Below are 22753 nucleotides of genomic sequence, written 5' to 3'. Positions count from 1 at the left end.
TAGAGTTGGCGCAGTCCCCGAACTTCAAGGAGCACGCGTGGAAATCCGCATCGGCATCATCAACACCGGCCGTGAACTGAGCTTCGACACCGGCGCCAGCGCTGAAGAGGTCCGCACCCAGGTCGCCGCGGCGCTCGAGCAGAGCGCGTCGCACGTGAGCTTCGCCGACGTGAAGGGCAACTCCTACATCGTCCCGACCGCGAACCTCGCCTACATCGAGCTGGGCACCGAGGAATCGCGCCGCGTCGGCTTCGTCGCCTGACCGCGCGATGTACATCCTCCTCGCACTCATCGGCGCGTGCGCTCTGGGAATCGCCGCGCACTTCCTGATCCGTGATCGCGAGCTGCGCGGCGTCACCCTAACCCCGGCGATCGCCACCGCCGTATCGGCGCTCACCTACACGGGCCTGCAGTGGGCCGGTGTAGGCGAGGACAGTATCTGGCTGTGGCTCGCGAGCGTCCTCGGCGCTCCCGTCGTCGCCGCACTGGCGACCATGGCGATCACCGGGATGCGCAAGCGCTCCGACGCCCAGAGCAGGGCGGCGCTGGGCATCTGACCCGTCGAACTGCGTCGCCTAGGACGCCAGTCCCATCGCGTCCATGCGACGAGCGTGCGCACCCATGAGCTCGGTGTATACCGGTTCGATGCGCTCCTCGTCGATCTCGAGACGCTCGGGCCGCAGCGCAGAGCGGCAGACGAGGATCGTGTCGCCGACCAGGCGGCGCGCCCACATCGACAGCAGCGAACGCCACTCCTCGTCGCTCTCGATCGTCTCCTGGATGATGGCGACGATCTCGTGTCGAGCGTCGTCCTCGCGGAGGATCTCCGCCACGCGCCGCCCGGTGTCGCCGTAGCTGGACGCCAGCGCGAGATAGAAGTCGTCGAGCATTCCGGCGGTGATGTACACGGCGAGAAGCGTCTCCCGTGGGCGCGCGCCGATGGTCTTTCGACGGAACGCGTCGAGGTTCTCCCGGAACGGGAGCATCAGCTGCGTGGGGTCGTCCCCGTGCTCGGCGATGAGCTCCACGATCCCCCGATGCTTGGTCAAGGCGGCCCCTGCCGCACGAGACAGCGACTCCTTCTCGGAGAGCGCGGTCGTGGCGCGGATGAGACGCGTCAGCGTCTCGAAGTAGCCCAGTTGCAGATAGGCGGCCTGCCCGAGGAACCGATTGAGCTCGGGGGCGAGTTCGGCGAAATCGATGCGCGTCGCATCCCCCTGCTCGCCTCTGCCGCGCAGCGCGAGGGTGCGTCGCGGCGCGTCGTCGCGCTGCCAGAACCACTTAACCACGAGGTCGTCCTCCCGAGTCCACCACGACGTTCACAATACTCGCGCCGAACGCTCCTTCCTGGCCGGAGGCGCCCCTCGGGTAGGCTGGGCGTGTCCCCGCCGTCGGAGCGGGGCCCCGCGCCTGTGGCACAAGAGACGGCGTGGATCCGTTAACGTGGCGATCCCGCAGGCTCGCCGGACAGGCAATCTGAATAAAGTGACAACTTTCGCCGATCTCGGCATCGATCAGGACATCGTCGACGCACTCGCCGCCAAGGGCATCGTCGACGCGTTCCCCATCCAGGAGCAGACCATCCCCCTCGGCCTTCCCGGCCAGGACATCATCGGTCAGGCCAAGACGGGAACAGGCAAGACCTTCGGCTTCGGCATCCCCGTCGTCCAGCGCCTCGGCAAGGACCCGGAGCACGGCGTCAAGGCACTCATCGTGGTGCCGACGCGTGAGCTCGCGGTGCAGGTGTACGAGGACATCGACCTGCTCACCAGCAACCGCTCGACCAGCGTCGTCGCCATCTACGGCGGCAAGGCCTACGAGGGTCAGATCGACCAGCTCAAGGCCGGCGCGCAGATCGTGGTCGGCACGCCCGGTCGACTGATCGACCTCGCCGGTCAGCGCCTGCTCGACCTCTCGCACGCCACCGAGGTCGTGCTCGACGAGGCCGACAAGATGCTCGACCTCGGCTTCCTCGCCGACATCGAGAAGATCTTCCAGAAAGTCCCGGCCGTCCGTCACACGCAGCTGTTCTCCGCGACGATGCCCGGCCCGATCGTCGCCCTCGCACGTCGCTTCATGTCGAACCCGATCCACATCCGTGCGAACGACCCCGACGAGGGCCTCACGCAGGCGAACATCAAGCACCTCGTCTACCGTGCGCATTCGATGGACAAGGACGAGGTCATCGCCCGCATCCTGCAGGCCGAGGGTCGCGGAAAGACCGTGATCTTCACCCGCACCAAGCGTGCGGCGCAGCGCCTCGTCGACGAGCTGAGCGACCGCGGCTTCAATGTGGGCGGCGTGCACGGTGACATGGGTCAGGATCAGCGCGAGCGCTCGATGGCCGCCTTCAAGGCGGGCAAGCGCGACGTCCTGGTCGCGACCGACGTGGCCGCCCGAGGCATCGACGTCGATGACGTGACGCACGTCATCAACCACACGATCCCGGATGAGGACAAGACGTACCTGCACCGCGCAGGCCGTACGGGCCGCGCGGGCAAGACCGGCATCGCGGTCACCTTCGTCGACTGGGAAGACCTGCACAAGTGGGCCCTGATCAACCGCGCCCTCGAGTTCGGCCAGCCCGAGCCCATCGAGACCTACTCGTCCAGCCCGCATCTGTACGAGGACCTCAACATCCCCCAGGGCACGAAGGGCCGCCTGGTGTCGGCGCCCAAGACGGAGTCCGTGAAGACCGAGCGCACCCGTCGCCCCGAGCGCGCGGCCGACGCCGCCGCCGAGGGGACCGATGAGAGCGGCACCCGCCGCCGTCGTCGCCGTCGCAACAGCACGACTCCGGTCGGTTCGACCTTCACCGAAGGCGCTGCGGAGTCGACGTCCGGCGAGGGGCAGTCCGCACCGGCCGCCGATCGCGGTGCCGAGGGCGCGGGCACGCATGACGGTGCGGGCAAGGAGCACCACGACGGCAAGCCGGCTCCGGCACGTCGTCGCCGTCGTCGCCGTGGCGGTTCCGGCGCCGGCGCGGCTCCCGTCACCGGGGCCTGAGCACGTCACCGAGAGGGCGCATCCACCGGGTTCACTCCGGCGTATGCGCCCTCTCGCATGTGTGGACGCGGAAGCCGAGAGCCGGTTGCGGCGGGTTCACCGTCGGTCGCCGACATCCGGCTCCTGTGCGCGTGCCTCGTCGGCCGTGCGCAGCACGGCTGCCGGCACCTGCGGCGGATACACCCAGGCGACCAGCACGACCGAGATGATCATCAGCAGGAACCACGAGCTCAGCTTGCTCAACGAGACCGGCTGCCAGCCTCCGGCCTGATCCGGGTAGGCCCATGCGCCCGCCCACGTGCCGATGTTCTCCGCGAGATAGATGAACACCGCGACCCCGCCGAAGACGGCCAGGAGCGGCAGACGGATCGTGCGCCGCCACACCCGCGCGTGCATCACTGTGGGCAGCCAGAGCGCCACGACTCCCGCCAGGAGCACCCAGCGGGCATCCCACCACCAGTGGTGGGTGAAGAAGTTGAGGTAGATCGCCGCTGCGAGGACGGCCGTCATCCATCGCCGCGGATACCGCGTGAACCCGAGGTCGAACAGTCGATAGACGCGCACCATGTACGACCCGACCGCCGCATACATGAAACCGCTGAACAGCGGGACACCGCCGATGCGGAGAATCCCGTCCGCGGCATACGCCCACGACCCCACGTCGGTCTTGAAGAGCTCCATGGCGGTGCCGGTGATGTGGAACAGGACGATGACCCACAGCTCACGCCCGCTCTCCAGTCGGAAGACGAGCATCGCCACCTGGATGAGCACAGCGGCGATGGTGAGTGCGTCGTTGCGGGCGAGCACCGCATCGTCGGGGTACCACAGACGCGCGGCGACGATCAGGACCAGCAGCGCCGCCCCGAAGATGCACGCCCACGCCTGCTTGACGACGAACACCGCGAACTCGATCAGGCCGGCGCGGATGCCGTTCGACGGGGAATCGCGGAGGAGGCGATGAGCCCACGCGTCGACGCGTCGCTCGAGGGAAGTCGCTCGCTGCATGCCTCGGACGGTATCGGTCCCGCTCGACAGGTCGCCGAGAGATGACCGCCAGAATGCCGAGGATCAGGGAAAACGCGGGGCGGTGCCCGTGCCGCGTGCTATGAGCCTGGCCACCATCTCGTCAGAGGTGGTGTTCTCGCCGGGACGGTTGGGCTTGCCGTCGCCGTGATAGTCGCTCGAGCCCGTGATGATGAGGTCGTGCTTCGCGGCGATCTCTCGAAGCAGCCGCTTGCCTGCCTCCGTGTTCTCGCGATGCTCGATCTCGAACCCGCCGAGGCCTGCATCGACGAGGCGCTCGATGAACGCCACGGGCATCATGCGGTCGCGTCCCGCCGTCACGGGGTGGGCGATGATCGCCACTCCGCCCGCCTCGGTGATCAGACGCACAGCGGTCAGCGGATCGGGCGCGTAGTGCGGCTCGTAGTACCCCTCCCGTGGATGCAGGATGCCGTCGAACGCCTCGGTCCGATCCCGCACGATGCCCCGGGCGACGAGGGCATCGGCGATGTGCGGACGCCCCACCGTCGCGTCGAGTGCCGTCTGCGCCACCACGTCGTCCCACTGCAGGTCGTAGTCTCGCCCGATGTTGCGGACGATCCGCTCGGCACGGCCGATCCGATCACCGCGGATGCGATCGGTCTCGGCCCGCAGCGCGTCATCCTCCGGATCGAAGAGGTAGCCGAGAACATGCACGCTGCGCCACTCGTGCTTCGCGGAGAGCTCCATCCCCGGGATGAAGGTCATCCCCCGTGCGACGGCGGCGTCTCCCGCCTCGCCCCAACCGGTCGAGCGGTCGTGATCGGTCAGCGCGAGCGTGCGCACCCCGTGCGCGTGCGCCTGCCGGACGACCTCGGCCGGCGACTCCGTGCCATCGGAATGGTTGGAGTGCAGGTGCAGGTCGGCGGGACCGGCGAATCCGTGGGACGAAGTGGCCATCCTCCGAGCGTACCGAGCGGCGACCCGCGCGGACGCGGAGGCGCACGGAAGCGGATGTCGAGGCAGGGACTTCACAGGCGACGCTCCTAGGCTGGTGGGGATGTTTCGTCTCCTGGGGATCCTCTTCACCGTGCTGCTCGCGATCGCGACGGCGGTCGTGGTGTGGCCGCAGTTCTTCCGTCTCGAGCAGACCTACCCGTTCGCGCAGCTCGTGTCCGCGCGCGGCATCGTGCTCGGCGGATTCCTCGTCGTCGCGGTGCTCGCGCTCCTGCTCCTGTTCGCCCGTCCGCTCCGCGGATTCGCCGCCTCCGTCCTGATCGTTGCGCTGCTCGGCGCCGGCGCGACCGCGGCGATCGGCGCCGTTCGCGGTTTCGGGGGATCACCACTCCCGGAGAAGACCGAGGACAGTGTCCGCGTGCTCACCTGGAACACGGCGGGAGAAGCGGTGTCTGCCGAGGTGATCGCCCAGCAGATCCTCGATCAGGGGGCCGACATCGTCGCCCTTCCCGAGACGACCGAGGCCGTCGGCGAGCGCATCGCGATCATGCTCCGCGAGCAGGGACACCCGATGTGGGTGCACCACGTGCAGTTCCGCCCGGATGTGCAGGACGGGCCGCAGTCGTGGCAGACGACCGTGCTGGTCGCCCCGGACCTCGGGGAGTACTCCGTGATCGAGTCGGCGAAGGATGGCACCAGCAACACCGGCTCGGTGCCCAGCGTCGTGCTCATGCCGATCGACGGCTCCGGCCCCACCATCGTCGCCGTGCACGCGGTCGCGCCGCGCATGGAGGAGATGCAGCAGTGGCGCAGCGACCTGCAGTGGATCGCGGATCAGTGCCCCCAGGGCGACTTCATCCTGGCCGGTGACTTCAACGCGACGATCGACCACATGGCCCCTCTCGGAGTCGAGGGCGGAGATATCGGCTACTGCCGCGATGTCGCGTCCCGCACCGGCAACGGCCTCACGGGTACCTGGCCGAGCTCTCTCCCTGCCCTCGCCGGCGCCCCGATCGATCATGTGATGGCGTCGCAGAACTGGTCTCCGACGGGGTCGGTCGTGCTGGACGATGCCGGTGGCAGCGACCACCGCGCTCTGGTCGTGCAGCTCGAGCCCGCCGGCTGACTCCCGCACCCGCCCGCCAGGTGACAGACTGGAGGGATGAGCACAGGAGAGCGCGACACGATCGCAGAACCCACCGTCGAAGCGTCTGTCGACAACGGCACCACCAACCGCAAGCAGCCCTTCCCCCAGGGCTTCCTCGACACGATCTCGACCGGTTGGGCCGAACGCCCGGAGACGCTTCCCGCGCCGCGCGCCCAGGCGTCGTACGCGGCCACGCGTCGTGCCGCCGTCTCCGCGGCCTTCCCCGGCAAGCACCTCGTGATCCCTGCCGGCTCTCTCAAGCAGCGCAGCAACGACACCGACTACGTCTTCCGCGCGCATTCCGCCTTCGCACACCTCACCGGGTGGGCATCGGATGCCGAGCCCGACTCGGTCCTCGTCTTCGCACCGACCGAGACCGGCCACGACATCACCCTCTTCTTCCGCGAGCGCGCCGACCGCACGACGACGGAGTTCTACGCCGACGCCACGGTCGGAGAGTTCTGGATCGGTCCGCGACCGTCCCTCGCCGGCGTCGCCGCCGACCTCGACATCGCCACCGCCCATCTGGACGACAGGGAAGCCGTCGAGGGCGAGCTGGTGCTCGACGAGGACGAGACCCTCACGCGCTTCGTCTCGGAGCTGCGCCTCATCAAGGACGAGTTCGAGATCGCCGAGATGCGCCGCGCCGTCGAGATCACGGCGAACGGCTTCGACGACATCATCCGCGAGCTTCCTGCCGCGACGGCTCATGCACGCGGCGAGCGCGTCGTGGAAGGCGTCTTCCACCGCCGCGCACGCGAGGACGGCAACGGCGAGGGCTACGACACGATCGCCGCCTCCGGCCCGCACGCCTGCTACCTGCACTGGACGCGCAACGACGGAACCGTGGTTCCCGGTGACCTGATCCTGGTGGATGCGGGTGTGGAGGCCGACAGCCTGTACACCGCCGACATCACGCGCACGCTGCCCGTCTCCGGCACGTTCACCGACGTGCAGCGGCGCGTCTACGAGACGGTGCGCGAGGCCGCCGACGCGGCATTCGCCGCCGCTCAGGTCGGCGTACGCTTCCGCGACGTGCACGGAGCCGCCATGAAGGTCATCGCCGAGCGGACGGCCGAGTGGGGTCTGCTGCCGGTCACCGCCGAAGAGGCTCTGGATGCCGACAAGGGCGGCCAGCACCGTCGGTACATGGTGCACGGCACCTCGCACCACCTCGGCATCGACGTGCACGACTGCGCCCAGGCCCGTCGCGAGATGTACTACGACGGCATCCTCGCACCGGGCATGGTGTTCACGATCGAACCCGGACTCTACTTCCAGATCGACGACCTCACCGTGCCGGCCGAGCTCCGTGGCATCGGCGTGCGCATCGAGGACGACATCGTGATGACCGACGACGGCCCCGTGAATCTCTCGGCCGGCATCCCCCGCACGGCCGACGAGGTCGAGGCGTGGATAGCGCGACTGCAGAGCTGACACCGACGGATGCATGAGGGCGAGCTCGCACTCGAGACCGAGGTCGCGGCGCACCTGATCGCGCGCCGCTTCCCCGAGCTCCGTGGCGAGACCCTGCGACCGGTCCCCATGACGGGCACGGTGAACAGGATCATCCGGGTGGGCGACGGACTCGTCGCCCACTTCCCCCTCCTCGGTGCAGCGGCGCACGAGCTCGTCCGCGAGGCCGCAGCACTCGAGGAGTTCGCGGCGTCGAGCCCGTTCCCCGCGCCGCGCTCCTACGGCACCGCCTCCGCGTCGGAGGAGTTCGACTCGGCCTGGGCTGTGCAGACGTGGATCGAGGGTGACCCGGCGGATCCTGTGCTCTCCTCCACGTCCGAGACGCTCACGCACGACCTGGTCGCCCTCATCCGGGCGCTGCGCGCCGTCGACGTGCGCGACCGTGGGTTCGACGGCAGGGGCCGGGGCGGAGACCTCGGAGACCACGACGAATGGGTCGCGACGTGCCTGAGGCGGAGTGCGCATCTCTTCGATGCGGCCCGCGCAGGGCGGCTCTGGTCGGTGCTGCGCGAGCTCCCGTCCGCCAGCGCTCCGGTGATGAGCCACCGGGACCTCACGCCGTTCAATCTCCTCGTCGCGGAGCACGAGGGCGATACCCGCCTGGCCGGTGTGCTCGACGGCGGAGACTTCGGTCCCGCGGATCCCGCACTCGACCTGGTCGCCGCCTGGCACCTCTTCGACGCGCCGGGACGACACCTGCTCCGCGAAGGCCTGGCTGTCGACGACCTCGAGTGGCGGCGCGGCGCGGGATGGGCGCTGCAGCAGGCGCTCGGGCTCGGATGGTATTACGCGGAATCGAACCCGCGGATGAGCGCACTGGGAATCTCGACCGTGGGGCGCGTGCTCGCGGACGAGGAGCTGTCGAGGCTCATCGACTGAGGGGGCGTCCGACCGAGGGTCCTCACTCCTCCGCGCCGCCGAGGGCGAACTCCGCCACGATCGGGGCGAGTGCGGCCCCGATCTCCGCGGCGGGGCGCTTGCGGCCCTTCACCTCGAAGGTGTGTCCTCCTCCGTCGATCCAGACGACGCGCGCATCCCGACAGGTCGCGATCGCCTCCTCGAACTGCGAGATCGGCTGGATGAAGGGATCGTTCGTCCCCTCCACGAACAGCTGCGGGACCGTGATCCCCGGCAGATGCTCGACCCGTGGCTTCTCCGGACGTCCGGGCGGATGCAACGGGTACCCGAGGTAGACGAGACCGTCGACACGCATGCCCTCGGCGACCGCCATCGACGCCATGCGTCCGCCGTACGATTTGCCCGTCGCCCACAGGGTCGCCGAGGGATCGGACTCGCGTGCGAAGGCCGCGACGGCGTTCCATGTGGCGATCGCATGCGCGGCGGGTCCCGGCATCCGTCGCCCCTGCTCCACATACGGGAAGTTGAAGCGGAGGGTCGAGAAGCCCGTCGCGCTCAGCGCATCGACGTAGCCGGTGAGGAACGGATGGTCCTTGCCGGTCCCTGCACCGTGGGCCACGATCACCGTCGCCCCGTTGTCACCGGCTGTCCAGTCGGCGGACACGGCGGTGAGTCCCGCCGGGAGCGCGACCTGGATCTCGACCATCAGACGGAGAGCGTGGAGGTCGCCGTCATGCCCGTTCGCCCTGGATGCCGTCAGTGCCGGGAGCAGCGTCCGGCTCGACCGGGGTCACGGTCGACGGAGCGGCGGTCCCCGCCGATGCGGGCCCGGGCTCGGGCGTCGTCTCGGGTTCGGGGTCGGCGACGGGGTCGGCGACCGGCGGTGCGACGGGGTCGGCCGGGCGCGGCGGGATCACGGGATCCCCGGGTGCCGGGGCGGGCTCAGGCGAGGTCGCGCCGGGCGTGATCCGCTCGCCGTAGCGCGGCGGCTCGTCGAGGTTGACCGGCGGTCGCACGGGCGCCACTTTGTTCGCGCCGAGGACCTGCCGGGCCTTGCCCAGCGACGAGGACAGCACGGTGACCTCGTAGTGATCGGCCGCGAACTGCGTGACGCTGGCGAAGTCGCGCCGGCGACGGACGATCGCGTAGGTGACCAGGCTGAGGATCATCCCGACCGCGACACCGATGAGGACGAAGCCGAGGAAGAGCTGGATCGGCACCTCCGGGTTGCCGAGCACGAGGATGGCGGCGAGGAAGAGCCCGATCAACACACCGTTGATCGCCCCGGAGCGCGCGGCGGCGGCGTAGCCGAGCTTGCCGGTCACGCGTTCGACCGTGCGCACGCTCTGACCGACGATGGCGATGTCGCGCGCCGGCACCTCCCCCGCGATCAGCTTCGAGACCGTCTTCTGCGCGCTCTCGTAGTCGCGCATCGACGCGACGATCTCGCCGGTGTCTGTGCCGCTCGCGGGCCGGTTCAGCATGCTCATCCGGCTATTCTTCCACGCGTGCCGTCGGACGGCCCGAGGCACGGCCGACCCGCCGGAGACGCGAGCCGCCGACTACGCTGGAGAAGTGAGCACACAACGGGTTTTCGCCGCGCGCCTTGCCGGGTGCGCCGTCTTCGATCCCGTCGGCGACCGGCTCGGCAAGGTCCGAGATGTCGTCGTCGTGTATCGAAGTACCGCGGCGCCCCGCGTCATCGGTCTGGTCGTGGAGATCCCGGGACGACGCCACGTGTTCCTCTCGATCGGACGCGTCACCTCGATCCGTTCCGGCCAGGTCATCACCACGGGCCTGATCAACGTGCGGCGGTTCTCCCCGCGGGCCGGCGAGGTGCGCGTGCTCGCCGAGATGCTGGGACGACGCGTGAGCTTCGTCGATGGCAGCGGTACCGCGGTCATCGAGGACATCGCGATCGAACCGAACCGCCTCGGCGAATGGGCGATCAGCCAGCTCTTCCTCCGCCGACCGAAGACCAGTGCCTCCCCGTTCGCGAAGGGTCCGACGACGTTCGCGGCATGGAGCGAGGTCGCCGAGCAACGCGCTCCCGGTGAGTCGCAGTCGGCTGAGCAGCTCGTCGCCTCGTACTCCGAGCTGCACGCCGCCGATCTCGCCAACACGCTTCTCGACCTTCCGCAGCAGCGCATGATCGAGGTGGCCGAAGAGCTGTCGGACGACCGCCTTGCCGATGCCCTCGAGGAGATGCCCGAAGACGAACAGGTGCACATCCTCGACCGTCTGGGAGACGAACGCGCCGCCGACATCCTCGACCAGATGGAACCGGACGACGCGGCCGACCTGCTCGCCCAGCTGGCGCCTGACCGCCTGGAGCAGCTCCTGGAGCTCATGGAGCCGGAAGAAGCCGAAGACGTCAGGATGCTGCTGCGCTACGGCCCGGACACCGCCGGCGGTCTGATGACGCCTGAGCCGATCATCCTCTCGGCCGACGCCACAGTCGCCGAGGCGCTCGCGCTGATCCGCCGCCACGAACTGCACCCCGCGCTGGCCGCCGCGGTGTTCGTCACCCTCCCGCCGTTCGAGACTCCGACCGGGCGCCTGCTCGGGCTCGTGCACTTCCAGCGGATGCTGCGCTACCCGCCGCATGAGCGACTCGGCGCGATCCTCGACGACAGCCTCGAGCCCGTGCCCGTCACCGCCTCCGCCGCCGAGGTCGCACGGCTGCTGGCGAGCTACGACCTCGTCTCGCTCCCCGTGATCGATGCGGCGCATCGCCTCGTCGGAGCGATCAGCATCGACGACGTCCTCGACTACCTCCTTCCGGACGACTGGCGTTCGCATGACAGCGAGGACACCTCCCCCGCTCCGAGCACCGTCCCTGGATCCACCCCCGCCGCCCCGACGAAGGAGACGCGCTGATGCCCCGCTCTCCGCGCCTCGATGCGCCGGGCCGCACCACGACACGGCCCCGGGCGACGTCTCGCGACCGCTTCGGGCGCTTCACGGAGTGGGTGGCTCGCGCGATGGGGACCCCCGCGTTCCTGCTGATCCTCAGCCTGTTCTGTGTGGTCTGGATCGTCTGGAACACGATGATGCCCGACGAGCTGCGCTTCGACGACGCCGCTCTCGGCTTCACGGCACTGACCCTGATGCTCTCCCTGCAGGCCTCATACGCCGCACCGCTCATCCTGCTCGCGCAGAATCGTCAGGACGACCGCGACCGGGTTCAGATCGAGCAGGACCGCCAGCGTGCGGAGCGCAACCTGGCCGACACCGAGTACCTGGCCCGCGAGATCGTGGCTCTGCGCATGTCGCTCGAAGAGCGCAATTCGCAGGTCGTCACGCGCGACGTGCTGCGCCAGGAGCTCAAAGCCCTTCTCGCCGAGCTCGAAGACGCGCCGGAGAAGCCCCGATCCGGCGCCGCGTCGTGACCGCGGCGGAGCGTGTCCGCGCGGCTGTCGCCGCGGTGACGGATCCCGAGCTCCGTCGACCCATCGGGGATCTCGACATGGTCCGGGACATCTCCATCGACGGCGGTCGAGCCCGCGTCGGCATCGTCCTCACGATCGTCGGCTGCCCAGCGGCGGCGCGGATCGAGTCGGACGTCCGCGATGCCGCGGCGTCCGTTCCGGGCATCGCGGAGGTGGACGTCGAGGTCGGCGTGATGACGCCGGCAGAACGCAAGGCTCTCACCGAGAGACTCCGCGCCGGGAGGCCCGCACGCCACATGCCGTTCGGGCCCGATTCCCTCACCCGTGTGATCCTCGTCTCCAGCGGCAAGGGGGGTGTGGGCAAGTCCACCGTCACCGCGAACCTTGCCGTCGCAATCGCCGCGCAGGGTCTGTCCGTCGGTCTCGTCGACGCCGACGTGCACGGGTTCTCGATCCCCGGGCTCCTCGGCATCCCTGCGGGCACGCAGCCGACGCGCATCGACGACCTGATGCTCCCCCCGGTCGCGCACGGCGTGAAGACGATCTCGATCGGGATGTTCCTCCGCGACGGCGAATCGGTGGTGGCGTGGCGTGGGCCGATGCTGCACCGCACGGTCTCGCAGTTCCTCACCGACGTCTTCTTCGGCGACCTCGACGTCCTCCTCATCGACATGCCGCCGGGGACGGGCGACATCGCGATCTCGATCGGCCAGCTCCTCCCCCATGCGGAAGTGCTCGTCGTGACCACCCCGCAGACCGCTGCCGCCGAGGTGGCGATCCGCAGCGGTCTCGTCGCGCGTCAGACGGGTCAGCGCGTGATCGGCGTCATCGAGAACATGGCGGCGTACACGCTGCCCGATGGAACGGTCATCGACATGTTCGGCTCGGGCGGAGGCGCCGCCGTATCGGAGGCTCTCTCCGAACCGGGAGTCCCTGTGCCACTGTTGGCCTCGATCCCCCTGAGCCCCGCTCTGCGCGAGGGCGGAGACGCGGGCGAGCCGATCGTCTCCACCGAGAGCGACGATGTCGCGGCGACGACCATCCGCGACCTCGCGAGCACCCTGGCGCGGCGGGGCAGGGGCCTCTCCGGTCGATCGCTGCCGATGTCGCTCACCTGAACGCGTGGGAAGATGGACCGATGCCTCCCCGCTCTCTGACCGTCGATGAGGGTCTGCTGCGACGAATGGCTCGGGACGCAGCGATCTACTCGCTGACCCGACCCGCAGCCCTCGTCATGTGGGTCGCCCTCGCCGCAGCCCTCGTGCTCAGCATCCTCAACCTCGGCACGCCCGTCCGTCCGGGGGAACAGGGCCCCTTCGGAGCAGGATGGATGCCGGTCATCATCGTCGCGCTCGCGGGTTTCGCCGTCGTGATGTCCGTATCGGGCGCGCGAACCGCCGTCCGGATCGCGATGCCCGTCGGAACCGTCGTGTGGGTATCGCTGGAAGAGGACAGCCTGCAGATGGGCAGCGGCCGTCGTCGCTCCGACATCGCCTACCGCACCTTCCAGAGGATGCGAGTGGGCAAGGACGCCGTGCTGTTGAAGCTGCGAGACACCTCGGCCGCGACCGCGATCCCTCGGGGCCTGCTCACGGACGACGACATCGCCACCCTCCGCTCGAAGATCTCCTAGGCGCCGAGCGCGCAGACCCCCTGCGCGCTCGATCGGCGAGCGTTCCCGTCAGGTGGCTTCGGCGTCGAAGGGAGGGCGGTTCGACGCACTGAACTCCTGCGGAACGGCTCGGGTCGCGGGAGCCGTTGTCGCCGCGGCCGCAGCTCCGGCGATCGGCTCCGCGATGGTCTGGGCCGCCTGCAGCGGGGTCGCCGGCTGGGGCTCTTCCATGAGCGCATCGCGGATGATCCGGCGCGGGTCGTACTGGCGCGGGTCGAGCTTGCGCCAGTCGACGTCGTCGATCTCCGGCCCCATCTCCTCGCGCACCCTCGACTTGGTCGCGCGCAGATACTCGCCGGCCTTGCGGACCATGCGCGAGAAGCTCTCCGCGGCTCGCGGGAGACGTTCGGGGCCGATGATCAGAACCGCGATGAGGCCGATCAGCAACAGCTTCTCGAAGGTGAGCCCGAACGTCATCTCTACAGGCTACCGCCGCGCCTGCGGTCCCCGCACTCGCCGACCGAATACTCTGGAGAGGATCACAGTCAGGCAGGGAGAAACAGGCCATGAGCGAGCATGACGCGAACGCGCGTTTCCTGCGCGAGTCCATCGTGGAACCCGACGCCATCAGCCGCGCACGCGCGCATGCGGTCGAACTGGGAGCGATGCCGATCAGCGCCGCCGTGGGTTCGCAGATCGCCGTGCTCGCGGCCGCGACCTCGGCCCGCTCCATCGTCGAGATCGGCACCGGTGCCGGAGTCTCCGGTCTCTGGCTGCTGCGCGGCGCACCCCAGGCGGTCCTCACCTCGATCGACAACGAACCGGAGCACCTCGCCGCGGCGCGACAGGCCTTCTCCGATGCCAAGGTGCCGTCCACCCGAGCCCGCTTCATCACGGGCCGCGCGATCGACGTTCTCCCCCGCATGAACGAGAACTCCTACGACATCGTGCTGGTCGACGCCGACCCCGAGCATGTCATCGAGTACGTCGAACACGGTCTGCGTCTCGCGCGCACCGGCGGACTCGTGCTCGTGCCCCGCGTGCTCGCCGGCGGTCGCGTCGCCGATCCGGTCCAGCGCGACGAGATCACTTCCGCCTACCGGTCCCTCGTGCAGGAGACGCAGGAATCCTCGGCGGTCCTCGCCACGGTCTCCCCCGCCGGCGAAGGTCTGCTGCAGCTGATCAGTCTCGCCGAACGCGGCTGACCGCGCGGCTCGAGACCGTGCGAAAAGGGCGATGGATCCGAGGATCCATCGCCCTTTCGGATCCGCCGACGCGGACCCCAGGTCGATCAGGCCGGTGCCACGACGGCGGCAAGCACGTCGTGAAGCTCCTTGGCCTCGGCGTCGTTCACGGAGACGACCAGGCGGCCGCCGCCTTCGAGTGGAACGCGCACGATGATGAGTCGTCCTTCTTTCACGGCTTCCATAGGTCCGTCTCCGGTCCTCGGCTTCATCGCTGCCATCGTGGCTCCCTTTCCTCCGGTGGTATGGGATGAGTTTATCGGGTGTCACCGGGACCTGGAGGTCACGGAGCAACAATTGGGTCGAGCTTCACCCTCACGGCACCTGCCAGAACGTGCTTCCGAGCGCATACACGTGGTAGATCCAGAACCATTGCCCGAGGAGACATGCGGCCAGCACGCCGACACGCCAGAGCCGCGATCGCGGCACCGCGACCGCTCCCCAGAGCGGGCTCAGGGGGAGAAGCAGGCGGAACGTGCTCGATTGCGGAAAGAACACCGCGAGCAGATACAGCAGGTAGCTCGCACTCCACAGACGGATGTCGGCGCCCAGAGCGCGCACCTGCGGAGAGAAGAGGAGTGCGGCAGCAGCGCCGACCACCGACAGCACCAGCACGATCGGCCCCCACCACTGCGGCATCCCCCAGAGGGCGAACCAGAACTGCGATGCCTGGATCCACCCTTCGAACGGGATGAAACCCTCGACTCCGCCGGTGATCCAGTGCTGGCGCCACGCGAGCTCGGTCGCGAGATACGCACCGGGATCCCCCGTCGCGATGCCGGCGATCACCTGCCAGGCGAAACCGGACAGAGTCGCGAGCGCGCCGAGCGCGAGGATGTGTGCGATCTCGCGCCCGGTGAGCGGATCCTGCCGACGTCGGATCCACCGCAGCAGTCCGTGCAGCCCGAGGAACAGGGCGAAGGCCAGGACACCGGGTCGTGTGAAGGCCATCACGGGGATGAGGATGTACAGCCAGGCATAGGTGCGCCGCGTCGTCGCATCGAGGGCGAGGAACAGCAGCAGCAGGAACAGCGTCTCGGCGTACCCCACCTGGAACATCGCCGCGATCGGTCCCGCCGCGAAGAACACGACGGCCCACGTCGCCGCGGAGTTGCCGATGCGATCACGAAGCAGGCGGTGAAGCGCGAGACAGGCCAGGTAGCCGGCGACGAGCGAGAGCAGGAGCGCACCGGCACCCCAGGACCCGAGCAGTACGCCGATCCCCTTGGCCGCATATGCGAACACCGGCATGAACGCCCAGGCGTTCTCGGCGACGTCACCCGAGTCGGTGAGGGGCAGATCCGTCGGGTAGCCGTTCTCGGCGACCAACCAGTACCATTGCGCGTCCCAGCCGAGGACGAAATCGATGATCCCCGCCTCCGCGCCGAACCGCGAGGACGAGGTCGACAGTGAGGCGGCGATGACCAGGAACACCGTCGTGACGACCCGGGCTCCGAGGTAGACGACGGCCACGCGCAGGGCGACCGGCGCCTTCGCCCAGCGGCGCCTTGCGCTCAGTGCGAGGTGAGCCATGCGCGCAGGCCCCGCTCCACGGCGTCGATCTGCGCGAGGGGTACACGCTCCTCATCGTGGTGGGCGAGGTGCGGGTCGCCGGGCCCGTAGTTCACAGCCGGGATCCCGAGCGCGGAGAATCGCGCGACGTCGGTCCACCCGTACTTCGGGCGCGGCTCGGCGCCGACCGCCGCCACGAACTGCTTCGCGATCTCGGCGTCGAGCCCGGGACGCGCCCCCTCGGCGGCATCCGTGATCTCGACGTCGAAGCCGGCGAGGACTGCGCGGAGGTGAGCCTCGGCATCGGCCGCAGACTTGCTCGGCGCGAACCGGTAGTTGACCTCCACCTCGCAGGCGTCGGGGATGACGTTCCCCGCGACGCCGCCCGCGATGCGCACGGCGCTCAAGCTCTCGCGGTACAGCAGCCCCTCGACCAGCACCTCCTTGGCGCGGTACTCCGCCAGACGCGTGAGGACGGGCGCCGCGCGGTGGATCGCGTTCTCGCCGATCCAGGCACGCGCGCTGTGAGCACGCACCCCGGTGGTGCGCACGATCGCACGGAGCGTTCCGTTGCAACCGCCTTCCACCTCACCGTTGGACGGCTCGCCGAGGATCGCGAAGTCCGCCTCGAACAGGTCGGGACGCACGGCGGCGAGCAGACCGAGACCGTTCTTCGACGCCTCGATCTCCTCGTTGTCGTACCACATCCACGTGATGTCGATCGCGGGGTCGGTCAGCTCGGCCGCGAGCTTCAGCTGCACGGCGGTGCCCGCTTTCATGTCCACGGTGCCGCGACCCCAGAGATGGGGGACTCCGTCGATCTCGATGTCGCGCGTGGGCAGGTTCGCATTGATCGGCACGGTGTCGATGTGACCGGCGATGGCGACGCGCTGTGCCCGGCCGCGGTCGGTGCGGGCGACGATCGTGTTCCCGTGGCGGAAGACCTCCAGATGGTCGAGCGGGGACACTGCGGCCTCGATCGCATCGGCGAGTGTCTTCTCGTCGCCGGAGACGCTCGGGATGTCGCAGATCGCACGGGTGAGGTCGACGGAGGACGCGGTCAGATCGAGCACCATGGGTCCAGCCTACTTACCCCGTCATGAGTGCGGTCGTCGCCCCGGGAGCGCGATAGCGTGGAGGGATGAGCGACGCACGCACCGTATGGGGTATCGGCCTGACCACCATCGCCGGAGACGGCACGGTTCTCGACGCCTGGTATCCCGAGGTGCACACCGGTGCGGTCACGACCGACGAGGTGGCTGTCGCTGCGCTCGAACCCCTCGCGGGGAGCGACGAACGACGCGACGTCACGATCGAGGTGGTGCAGCTGCAGATCGACCTCTACACGGCACCGGCCTCCACCGCCGACGCCTATCTGCGCCTGCATGCCCTGTCGCATCTCGTCGTGCGCCCGAACGAGCTGAACCTCGACGGCATCTTCGGACACCTTCCGAATGTCGCCTGGACCAACGCCGGGCCCGTCCTCCCCGCTGACGCCGCCCGCCTGCGCCCGCAGCTCCAGCGCGCGGGCATCCAGGTACAGGGGCTCGACAAGTTCCCCCGCCTGACCGACTATGTGCAGCCGGCGGGCGTCCGCATCGCCGATGCCTCCCGCGTGCGCCTGGGGGCGTACCTCTCCCCCGGCACGACCGTCATGCACGAGGGATTCGTCAACTTCAATGCCGGCACACTCGGCGCATCGATGGTCGAGGGCCGCATCTCGCAGGGTGTGGTCGTCGGAGACGGCAGCGACATCGGCGGAGGGTCCTCCATCATGGGCACCCTCTCGGGTGGCGGAACGCATCGGGTGTCGATCGGTGCCCGCACCCTGCTCGGCGCGAATGCGGGCATCGGCATCTCGCTCGGTGACGACTGTGTCGTCGAAGCGGGGCTCTACGTCACCGCAGGCACCAAGATCGTCCTCGTCGACGGACCCGTGACCGCCGACGGCGGGCGCAAGACCGTCAAGGGTGCGGAGCTCTCCGGTCAGGACGGCCTGCTCTTCCGCCGCAACTCGCTCAGCGGTGCGGTGGAAGCCGTCCGTCGCGCCGGTGTCGGAGTGACCCTGAACGAGGCTCTGCACGCCTGAGAGCAGCCTTCCGGCCCGTCTCCGCGGAGCCGACGACCCGCGCGGGAGGCGACATGCAGCCGACGGCATGCGTGCACTGGTAGACTGACATCGTTGCGCGTACCGCCGGTCCCGCAACATCGTCGTCGTCACGGGGTCTCCGAGGACCGAAGCGAGCGGAACTGCTCCCACCACCAGCATGAGCTGGCCTTTCGAACGGCGAACCGATGCGCAATTCCTGCGCCGTCGCCCACCTCACCCCCTATCTCGCGCCGTTCACTCGTGCGCTGACGGAGTTTCTGCATGTCTACTTTCCTTGAACTCGGCGTTCCTGCCGAGCTCGCCGCCGTTCTCGCCGATTCCGGCAAGACCGAGGCATTCGCCATCCAGCGCGACACCCTTCCCGACTCCCTCGCCGGACGCGACCTCCTGGGCCGCGGACGCACGGGCAGCGGCAAGACCATCGCCTTCGCCCTGCCGCTCGTCGCACGCCTTGCCGCCTCGGGCGGTCAGCGTCGCGCCGGCCTTCCGCGCGGACTCGTCCTCGCGCCCACCCGTGAACTCGCGACCCAGATCGCCGCGACCATCGCGCCTCTCGCGGAGGCCGCAGGCCTGCGCGTCACGACCGTCTTCGGCGGGGTCAGCCAGCGCCCGCAGGAGCAGGCGCTTCGCGGCGGCGTCGACATCGTCGTGGCCTGCCCCGGTCGACTCGAAGACCTCATGAAGCAGCAGGTCGTGCGCCTGAGTGCGATCGAGGTCACCGTGCTCGACGAGGCCGACCACATGGCCGACCTCGGCTTCCTCCCCGGCGTCACCCGCATCCTCACGGCCACGCCGGCCGGTGGGCAGCGCCTGCTGTTCAGCGCCACGCTGGACCGCGGCATCGACACCCTCGCCCGCCGCTTCCTCTCGAACGCCGTCAGCCATGAGGTCGACGAGGAGAGCGTGCCCGTCGGCGAGATGACGCACCGCGTCCTGGTCGTCGACTCGGCCGACAACAAGACGGCCCTCGTGCGTGAGCTCGCCTCGGGCACCGGTCGTCGCATCCTCTTCACCCGCACCAAGCACCAGGCGAAGAAGCTCGCGAAGCAGCTCACCGCCGCGGGGATCCCCGCGGTCGACCTGCACGGCAACCTCTCGCAGAACGCCCGCGAGCGCAACCTCGGTGCGTTCTCCGCGGCCCCGGAAGACGGCGGTGTGCGCGTGCTCGTCGCGACCGATGTCGCCGCCCGTGGCGTGCACGTCGACAACGTCGATCTCGTCGTCCACGTCGACCCGCCCGTCGAGCACAAGGCGTACCTGCACCGTTCCGGCCGCACCGCCCGCGCCGGGGCTGCCGGCACCGTGGTGACGGTCGTGCTCCCCGAGCAGCGTCGTGATGTCAAGGATCTGCTGCGCAAGGCAGCCATCTCGGCCCCGCTGGAGGATGTCACGGCCGCTGCCGTCACCGCGCTGATTCCCGAGCGCGCACCTCACGTGCGTCCGGCGCCCGTCCAGGCTCCGCAGCAGCAGCGCCAGTCGTCGAAGCAGCGCCCCGCGGGTGGCGAGAGGAACGGTGCGGCGAACCCGCCGTCGCGTCGCCGTCGTCGTCCCCGCTCCGGCGCATCCGGCAATGGTCAGGGCGGCGGGTACTCCACGCAGAGCAACCAGTCCCGCCAGGGCGGCCGTAGTTCGCAGGGCCGCTGACCCCGGCCGGCAGCACTCACGCAGAAAAGCGCCCCCTCCGTCTCGACGGAGGGGGCGCTTTCTCGTCACGCGCTCAGCGCGTGGGGAACTGACGTTCCGGCGATCCTGTGTACAGCTGCTGGGGGCGGCCGATCTTGGTCTGGGGGTCGAGCTGCAGCTCACGCCACTGCGCGAGCCAACCGGGCAGGCGCCCGATGGCGAACAGCACCGTGAACATACGGGTCGGGAAGCCCATGGCCTTGTAGATGACACCGGTGTAGAAGTCGACGTTCGGGTACAGGCGACGCTCGCGGAAGTAGTCGTCGGCCAGCGCGAGCTCTTCGAGCTCCTTCGCGAGATCGAGCAGCGGGTCGGTCACTCCGAGCGACGAGAGCACCTCGTCGGCCGCGTCCTTGACGAGCTTGGCGCGCGGGTCGTAGTTCTTGTAGACCCGGTGCCCGAAGCCCATCAGCTTCACGCCTTCTTCCTTGTTCTTCACCCGCTCGACGAAGCGCGAGACACTCTGGCCGGAGTCGCGGATCTGACCGAGCATCGTCAGCACGGCCTCGTTCGCGCCGCCGTGCAGCGGGCCGGAGAGCGCCTGGATGCCGGCGGAGACCGAGGCGAACTGGTTCGCACCGGTGGATCCGACCAGGCGGACGGTCGACGTCGAGGCATTCTGCTCGTGGTCTTCGTGCAGGATGAGGAGCAGCTCGAGAGCCTTCGACATCACCGGGTTGACCTCGTACTCCTCGCTGTGCACACCGAAGTTCAGCTTCAGGAAGTTGTCGACGAAGCTCAGCGAGTTGTCCGGGTAGAGGAAGGCCTGGCCCACGCTCTTCTTGTGCGCGTACGCCGCGATCACGGGGAGCTTGGCGAGCATGCGCACCATATTCAGCTCGACGTGCTCCGGGTTGTGCGGGTCGGTCTGACCTTCGTAGTACGTCGACAGCGCGGCGACCGCCGAAGACAACACGGACATCGGGTGCGCCGTGTGCGGCAGCGCCGAGAAGAAGCGCTTGAGGTCTTCGTGCAGCAGAGTGTGGCGACGGATCTTCTCGTCGAACTCCGCGAGTTCGGAGGCGGACGGCAGCTCGCCGTAGATGAGCAGCCAGGCCACCTCGAGGTAGCTGGTGGAGCCCGCGAGCTGCTCGATCGGATACCCGCGATACCGCAGGATGCCCTTGTCGCCGTCGATGAACGTGATCTCGGACTTCGTGGAGGCCGTGTTCACGAACCCGTAGTCCAGGCCCGTGTACCCCGTCTGCCGCGTCAGCGTGGAGAAATCGATGCTGTCGTGCCCCGCCGTGCCGCGCAGCACCGGGAATTCCGCGGTCGTGTCGCCGATCGTCAGCTTCGCCGTCTGGTCTGCCGCTGCACTCACGCGGACCTCCTCGTAGTGTCCGAGCCCGCTCGTCGCGGTGCTGTCGGACAAGATCTTGATCAAGCCTGAACTGGCGATCTCACGGCGCTGAAGCGCCAGGTCGGGTCACGACCGAATCGCCTTTACAGCCTAGTAGTCGCGCAGGCCTACTGTGACATCCGCCAAAGGGAAGCCCATTTCAGGGAGAGAACCTATATATCGCCGTCAGAGAGTCGGCGCGCCGCCTCTCTGACGTGCGCGGTCGGCGCCGTGAGCGCCAGCCGGACGTGCTCCCCGGAGTCGGCACCGTAGAAGGGCCCGGGACCGGCGAGGATGCCGAGAGCGGCGAGTCGCTCCATCGACTCCCAGGCATCGCGCCCCTCCGTCACCCAGAGATAGAGTCCTGCTTCGGAGCCGTCGATGCGGAAGCCCGCCGCCTCCAGAGCAGGACGCAGGGCGTCGCGCCTGACGCGGTAGAGCTCCTTCTGCTCCGCCACGTGCTCGTCGTCGCCGAGGGCGACCGCCATCGCGTGCTGCACCGGCGCCGGCGGCATGAGACCGAGGTGCTTGCGCGCCGTGAGAAGCTCGCCCACGATGCGTGCGCATCCGGCCACGAAGGCTGCGCGGTACCCGGCGAGGTTCGATTGCTTGCTCAAGGAGTACACGCTGAGCAGGTTCGCTCGACTCCCGTCCGTCACCCGCGGGTCGAGGATGGAGGGGATCGGCTCGGTCGCCCACTCGCCGTCCCAGCCGAGTTCCGCGTAGCATTCATCGCTCGCGAGCACGGCACCGAGTTCACGGGCACGACGGACGGCGGCGGCGAGTTCGCTCACGGTCCAGGTGCGCCCGTCCGGATTGCCCGGGGTGTTGATCCAGATGAGCTTCGTACCCTCCGGCCAGTCCTCCGGATCATCCGCGGGCAGCGGCGTCGCCCCCACGACGCGGGCGCCCACCTCATAGGTCGGGTAGGCCACGCGGGGGTGGACGACGATGTCGCCGTCGCCGAGACCGAGCAGGGTCGGCAGCAGTGCGACGAGCTCCTTCGAGCCGATCGTGGGGAGAACGTTGTCGACACGGAGGTCGGGCACCCCCCGGCGTCGCGCGTACCACTCGACGATGGCTTCGCGCAGGCTCGGCGTTCCGACCGTCTGCGGGTAGGCATGGGCGTCCGTGGCTTCCGCCAGTGCGCGCCGGATGATCTCGGGAGTCGGGTCGACGGGAGAACCGACCGAGAGGTCGATCAGACCGTCCGGATGCCGCGCGGCACGCTCACGGAACGGGATGACGGCATCCCACGGGTAGTCGGCGAGGTCGCGGACGCTCACGGAATGCGCCTACTCGCCCTGCGGCGGGAGAGCGGCGACGATCGGGTGGTCGAACGCGTACACGCCGACCTTGGCTGCGCCTCCGGGCGACCCGATCTCGTCGAAGAACTCGACGTTGGCCTTGTAGTAGTCCTGCCACTCGTCGGG

24 protein-coding genes and 1 pseudogene are annotated in these 22753 nt (G+C 69.1%); 13 read left to right on the top strand and 12 right to left on the bottom strand.

Features of this window, described 5'->3' with window-relative positions:
* Positions 1 to 37 precede the first annotated feature (37 nt).
* Together DW307_RS00880 and DW307_RS00875 are read left to right on the top strand one after the other, a co-directional pair.
* A complete protein-coding gene (locus DW307_RS00880; protein WP_017828623.1) occupies positions 38 to 262 on the top strand; it encodes a DUF3107 domain-containing protein in 225 nt (74 codons plus the stop codon).
* Between the two features lie 7 nt (positions 263 to 269).
* Positions 270 to 557, top strand: coding sequence for a hypothetical protein (locus DW307_RS00875; RefSeq protein WP_136023674.1), 288 nt, complete (start codon positions 270 to 272; stop codon positions 555 to 557).
* Between the two features lie 18 nt (positions 558 to 575).
* Here DW307_RS00875 and DW307_RS00870 read toward each other — a convergent pair whose 3' ends face one another.
* On the bottom strand, positions 576 to 1289 hold the full coding sequence (locus tag DW307_RS00870; protein WP_021199631.1) for a ferritin-like fold-containing protein: 714 nt from the start codon (positions 1287 to 1289) through the stop codon (positions 576 to 578).
* Between the two features lie 196 nt (positions 1290 to 1485).
* Here DW307_RS00870 and DW307_RS00865 point away from each other — a divergent pair, with 196 nt between their 5' ends.
* Positions 1486 to 3006, top strand: a complete 1521-nt coding sequence (locus DW307_RS00865) for a DEAD/DEAH box helicase (RefSeq protein WP_029266747.1) — start codon at positions 1486 to 1488, stop codon at positions 3004 to 3006.
* 96 nt (positions 3007 to 3102) lie between these two features.
* Here the strand turns inward: DW307_RS00865 and DW307_RS00860 are convergent, their stop codons facing one another.
* Together DW307_RS00860 and DW307_RS00855 are read right to left on the bottom strand one after the other, a co-directional pair.
* Entirely contained in the window at positions 3103 to 4011 is a 909-nt protein-coding gene (locus DW307_RS00860) for a DUF817 domain-containing protein (protein ID WP_029266745.1), read from the bottom strand.
* 63 nt (positions 4012 to 4074) lie between these two features.
* Positions 4075 to 4947, bottom strand: a complete 873-nt coding sequence (locus DW307_RS00855; protein ID WP_029260323.1) for a PHP domain-containing protein — start codon at positions 4945 to 4947, stop codon at positions 4075 to 4077.
* Between the two features lie 100 nt (positions 4948 to 5047).
* Here DW307_RS00855 and DW307_RS00850 point away from each other — a divergent pair, with 100 nt between their 5' ends.
* The 3 genes from DW307_RS00850 to DW307_RS00840 are packed head-to-tail and all read left to right on the top strand — an operon-like array spanning position 5048 to position 8446.
* Positions 5048 to 6070, top strand: a complete 1023-nt coding sequence (locus DW307_RS00850) for an endonuclease/exonuclease/phosphatase family protein (protein ID WP_021199627.1) — start codon at positions 5048 to 5050, stop codon at positions 6068 to 6070.
* A gap of 36 nt (positions 6071 to 6106) precedes the next feature.
* Positions 6107 to 7528: an aminopeptidase P family protein gene (locus DW307_RS00845; RefSeq protein ID WP_136023673.1), complete on the top strand. Its 1422-nt coding sequence runs from the start codon at positions 6107 to 6109 to the stop codon at positions 7526 to 7528.
* 9 nt (positions 7529 to 7537) lie between these two features.
* A complete protein-coding gene (locus DW307_RS00840; protein WP_136023672.1) occupies positions 7538 to 8446 on the top strand; it encodes a phosphotransferase in 909 nt (302 codons plus the stop codon).
* A 22-nt stretch (positions 8447 to 8468) separates the two neighbouring features.
* Here the strand turns inward: DW307_RS00840 and DW307_RS00835 are convergent, their stop codons facing one another.
* Both DW307_RS00835 and DW307_RS00830 read right to left on the bottom strand, forming a co-directional pair.
* Positions 8469 to 9131 (bottom strand): alpha/beta hydrolase family protein, encoded by a 663-nt coding sequence (locus DW307_RS00835; protein ID WP_136023671.1) that lies wholly within the window; start codon positions 9129 to 9131, stop codon positions 8469 to 8471.
* Positions 9132 to 9156: 25 nt separating this feature from the next.
* A complete protein-coding gene (locus DW307_RS00830) occupies positions 9157 to 9915 on the bottom strand; it encodes a general stress protein (RefSeq protein WP_136023670.1) in 759 nt (252 codons plus the stop codon).
* A gap of 85 nt (positions 9916 to 10000) precedes the next feature.
* Between DW307_RS00830 and DW307_RS00825 the strand changes: the two genes are divergently transcribed.
* From DW307_RS00825 to DW307_RS00810, 4 genes are read left to right on the top strand one after another with little or no spacing between them, the layout of a single operon-like run.
* Positions 10001 to 11305 carry a magnesium transporter MgtE N-terminal domain-containing protein gene (locus DW307_RS00825; protein ID WP_136023669.1) on the top strand — a complete coding sequence of 435 codons (1305 nt, stop codon included), beginning with the start codon at positions 10001 to 10003 and terminating at the stop codon, positions 11303 to 11305.
* Positions 11305 to 11817, top strand: coding sequence for a DUF1003 domain-containing protein (locus DW307_RS00820; RefSeq protein WP_136023668.1), 513 nt, complete (start codon positions 11305 to 11307; stop codon positions 11815 to 11817). Before DW307_RS00825 ends, DW307_RS00820 begins: the two co-directional genes overlap by 1 nt.
* Complete coding sequence (locus tag DW307_RS00815) at positions 11814 to 12935, top strand: Mrp/NBP35 family ATP-binding protein (protein ID WP_136023667.1); 1122 nt, start codon at positions 11814 to 11816, stop codon at positions 12933 to 12935. The genes DW307_RS00820 and DW307_RS00815 overlap by 4 nt, the downstream gene beginning before the upstream one ends.
* A 20-nt stretch (positions 12936 to 12955) precedes the next feature.
* The gene (locus DW307_RS00810) at positions 12956 to 13450 is read left to right on the top strand and encodes a hypothetical protein (protein WP_029266733.1); all 495 of its coding nucleotides are present in this window, start codon (positions 12956 to 12958) and stop codon (positions 13448 to 13450) included.
* A gap of 48 nt (positions 13451 to 13498) precedes the next feature.
* Here the strand turns inward: DW307_RS00810 and DW307_RS00805 are convergent, their stop codons facing one another.
* Complete coding sequence (locus DW307_RS00805; protein WP_021199618.1) at positions 13499 to 13906, bottom strand: twin-arginine translocase TatA/TatE family subunit; 408 nt, start codon at positions 13904 to 13906, stop codon at positions 13499 to 13501.
* A gap of 89 nt (positions 13907 to 13995) precedes the next feature.
* Between DW307_RS00805 and DW307_RS00800 the strand changes: the two genes are divergently transcribed.
* Positions 13996 to 14634 carry an O-methyltransferase gene (locus DW307_RS00800; RefSeq protein ID WP_021199617.1) on the top strand — a complete coding sequence of 213 codons (639 nt, stop codon included), beginning with the start codon at positions 13996 to 13998 and terminating at the stop codon, positions 14632 to 14634.
* 86 nt (positions 14635 to 14720) lie between these two features.
* Here the strand turns inward: DW307_RS00800 and DW307_RS00795 are convergent, their stop codons facing one another.
* The 3 genes from DW307_RS00795 to dapE all read right to left on the bottom strand — a co-directional run bounded on the left by DW307_RS00795 (position 14721) and on the right by dapE (position 17261).
* A complete protein-coding gene (locus DW307_RS00795; protein WP_017203323.1) occupies positions 14721 to 14894 on the bottom strand; it encodes a DUF3117 domain-containing protein in 174 nt (57 codons plus the stop codon).
* A 94-nt stretch (positions 14895 to 14988) separates the two neighbouring features.
* The gene (locus tag DW307_RS00790) at positions 14989 to 16206 is read right to left on the bottom strand and encodes a hypothetical protein (protein WP_021199616.1); all 1218 of its coding nucleotides are present in this window, start codon (positions 16204 to 16206) and stop codon (positions 14989 to 14991) included.
* Positions 16188 to 17261, bottom strand: coding sequence for a succinyl-diaminopimelate desuccinylase (gene dapE, locus DW307_RS00785; protein ID WP_021199615.1), 1074 nt, complete (start codon positions 17259 to 17261; stop codon positions 16188 to 16190). The genes DW307_RS00790 and dapE overlap by 19 nt, the downstream gene beginning before the upstream one ends.
* A 65-nt stretch (positions 17262 to 17326) precedes the next feature.
* Here dapE and dapD point away from each other — a divergent pair, with 65 nt between their 5' ends.
* Both dapD and DW307_RS00775 read left to right on the top strand, forming a co-directional pair.
* A complete protein-coding gene (dapD, locus tag DW307_RS00780; RefSeq protein ID WP_136023666.1) occupies positions 17327 to 18274 on the top strand; it encodes a 2,3,4,5-tetrahydropyridine-2,6-dicarboxylate N-succinyltransferase in 948 nt (315 codons plus the stop codon).
* 282 nt (positions 18275 to 18556) lie between these two features.
* The gene (locus tag DW307_RS00775; protein WP_136023665.1) at positions 18557 to 19939 is read left to right on the top strand and encodes a DEAD/DEAH box helicase; all 1383 of its coding nucleotides are present in this window, start codon (positions 18557 to 18559) and stop codon (positions 19937 to 19939) included.
* 73 nt (positions 19940 to 20012) lie between these two features.
* Here DW307_RS00775 and DW307_RS00770 read toward each other — a convergent pair whose 3' ends face one another.
* From DW307_RS00770 to DW307_RS18235, 3 genes and pseudogenes are all read right to left on the bottom strand, one after another.
* Entirely contained in the window at positions 20013 to 21302 is a 1290-nt protein-coding gene (locus DW307_RS00770) for a citrate synthase (RefSeq protein ID WP_051671213.1), read from the bottom strand.
* A 191-nt stretch (positions 21303 to 21493) separates the two neighbouring features.
* A complete protein-coding gene (gene dapC / locus DW307_RS00765) occupies positions 21494 to 22606 on the bottom strand; it encodes a succinyldiaminopimelate transaminase (protein WP_136023664.1) in 1113 nt (370 codons plus the stop codon).
* 9 nt (positions 22607 to 22615) lie between these two features.
* A pseudogene (locus DW307_RS18235) lies at positions 22616 to 22753 on the bottom strand (ferredoxin); the annotation flags it as partial.

Source organism: Microbacterium sp. K27 (genome assembly GCF_004794435.1).
Taxonomy (GTDB): Bacteria; Actinomycetota; Actinomycetes; order Actinomycetales; family Microbacteriaceae; genus Microbacterium; species Microbacterium maritypicum_A.
The sequence above is the reverse complement of the archived record's forward strand: the minus strand, read 5'-3'. Positions and strand labels throughout refer to the sequence as shown.

What these genes read in the sequence shown, in the direction of transcription:
- dapE (WP_021199615.1), bottom strand. Translation starts at nt 17,261, where the DNA reads ATGGTGCTCGATCTGACCGCGTCCTCCGTCGACCTCACCCGTGCGATC.
- DW307_RS00855 (WP_029260323.1), bottom strand. Translation starts at nt 4,947, where the DNA reads ATGGCCACTTCGTCCCACGGATTCGCCGGTCCCGCCGACCTGCACCTG.
- DW307_RS00820 (WP_136023668.1), top strand. Translation starts at nt 11,305, where the DNA reads ATGCCCCGCTCTCCGCGCCTCGATGCGCCGGGCCGCACCACGACACGG.
- DW307_RS00845 (WP_136023673.1), top strand. Translation starts at nt 6,107, where the DNA reads ATGAGCACAGGAGAGCGCGACACGATCGCAGAACCCACCGTCGAAGCG.
- DW307_RS00875 (WP_136023674.1), top strand. Translation starts at nt 270, where the DNA reads ATGTACATCCTCCTCGCACTCATCGGCGCGTGCGCTCTGGGAATCGCC.
- DW307_RS00790 (WP_021199616.1), bottom strand. Translation starts at nt 16,206, where the DNA reads ATGGCTCACCTCGCACTGAGCGCAAGGCGCCGCTGGGCGAAGGCGCCG.
- DW307_RS00775 (WP_136023665.1), top strand. Translation starts at nt 18,557, where the DNA reads ATGTCTACTTTCCTTGAACTCGGCGTTCCTGCCGAGCTCGCCGCCGTT.
- dapD (WP_136023666.1), top strand. Translation starts at nt 17,327, where the DNA reads ATGAGCGACGCACGCACCGTATGGGGTATCGGCCTGACCACCATCGCC.
- DW307_RS00830 (WP_136023670.1), bottom strand. Translation starts at nt 9,915, where the DNA reads ATGAGCATGCTGAACCGGCCCGCGAGCGGCACAGACACCGGCGAGATC.
- DW307_RS00835 (WP_136023671.1), bottom strand. Translation starts at nt 9,131, where the DNA reads ATGGTCGAGATCCAGGTCGCGCTCCCGGCGGGACTCACCGCCGTGTCC.
- DW307_RS00840 (WP_136023672.1), top strand. Translation starts at nt 7,538, where the DNA reads ATGCATGAGGGCGAGCTCGCACTCGAGACCGAGGTCGCGGCGCACCTG.
- DW307_RS00800 (WP_021199617.1), top strand. Translation starts at nt 13,996, where the DNA reads ATGAGCGAGCATGACGCGAACGCGCGTTTCCTGCGCGAGTCCATCGTG.
- DW307_RS00810 (WP_029266733.1), top strand. Translation starts at nt 12,956, where the DNA reads ATGCCTCCCCGCTCTCTGACCGTCGATGAGGGTCTGCTGCGACGAATG.
- DW307_RS00860 (WP_029266745.1), bottom strand. Translation starts at nt 4,011, where the DNA reads ATGCAGCGAGCGACTTCCCTCGAGCGACGCGTCGACGCGTGGGCTCAT.
- DW307_RS00795 (WP_017203323.1), bottom strand. Translation starts at nt 14,894, where the DNA reads ATGGCAGCGATGAAGCCGAGGACCGGAGACGGACCTATGGAAGCCGTG.
- DW307_RS00805 (WP_021199618.1), bottom strand. Translation starts at nt 13,906, where the DNA reads ATGACGTTCGGGCTCACCTTCGAGAAGCTGTTGCTGATCGGCCTCATC.
- DW307_RS00850 (WP_021199627.1), top strand. Translation starts at nt 5,048, where the DNA reads ATGTTTCGTCTCCTGGGGATCCTCTTCACCGTGCTGCTCGCGATCGCG.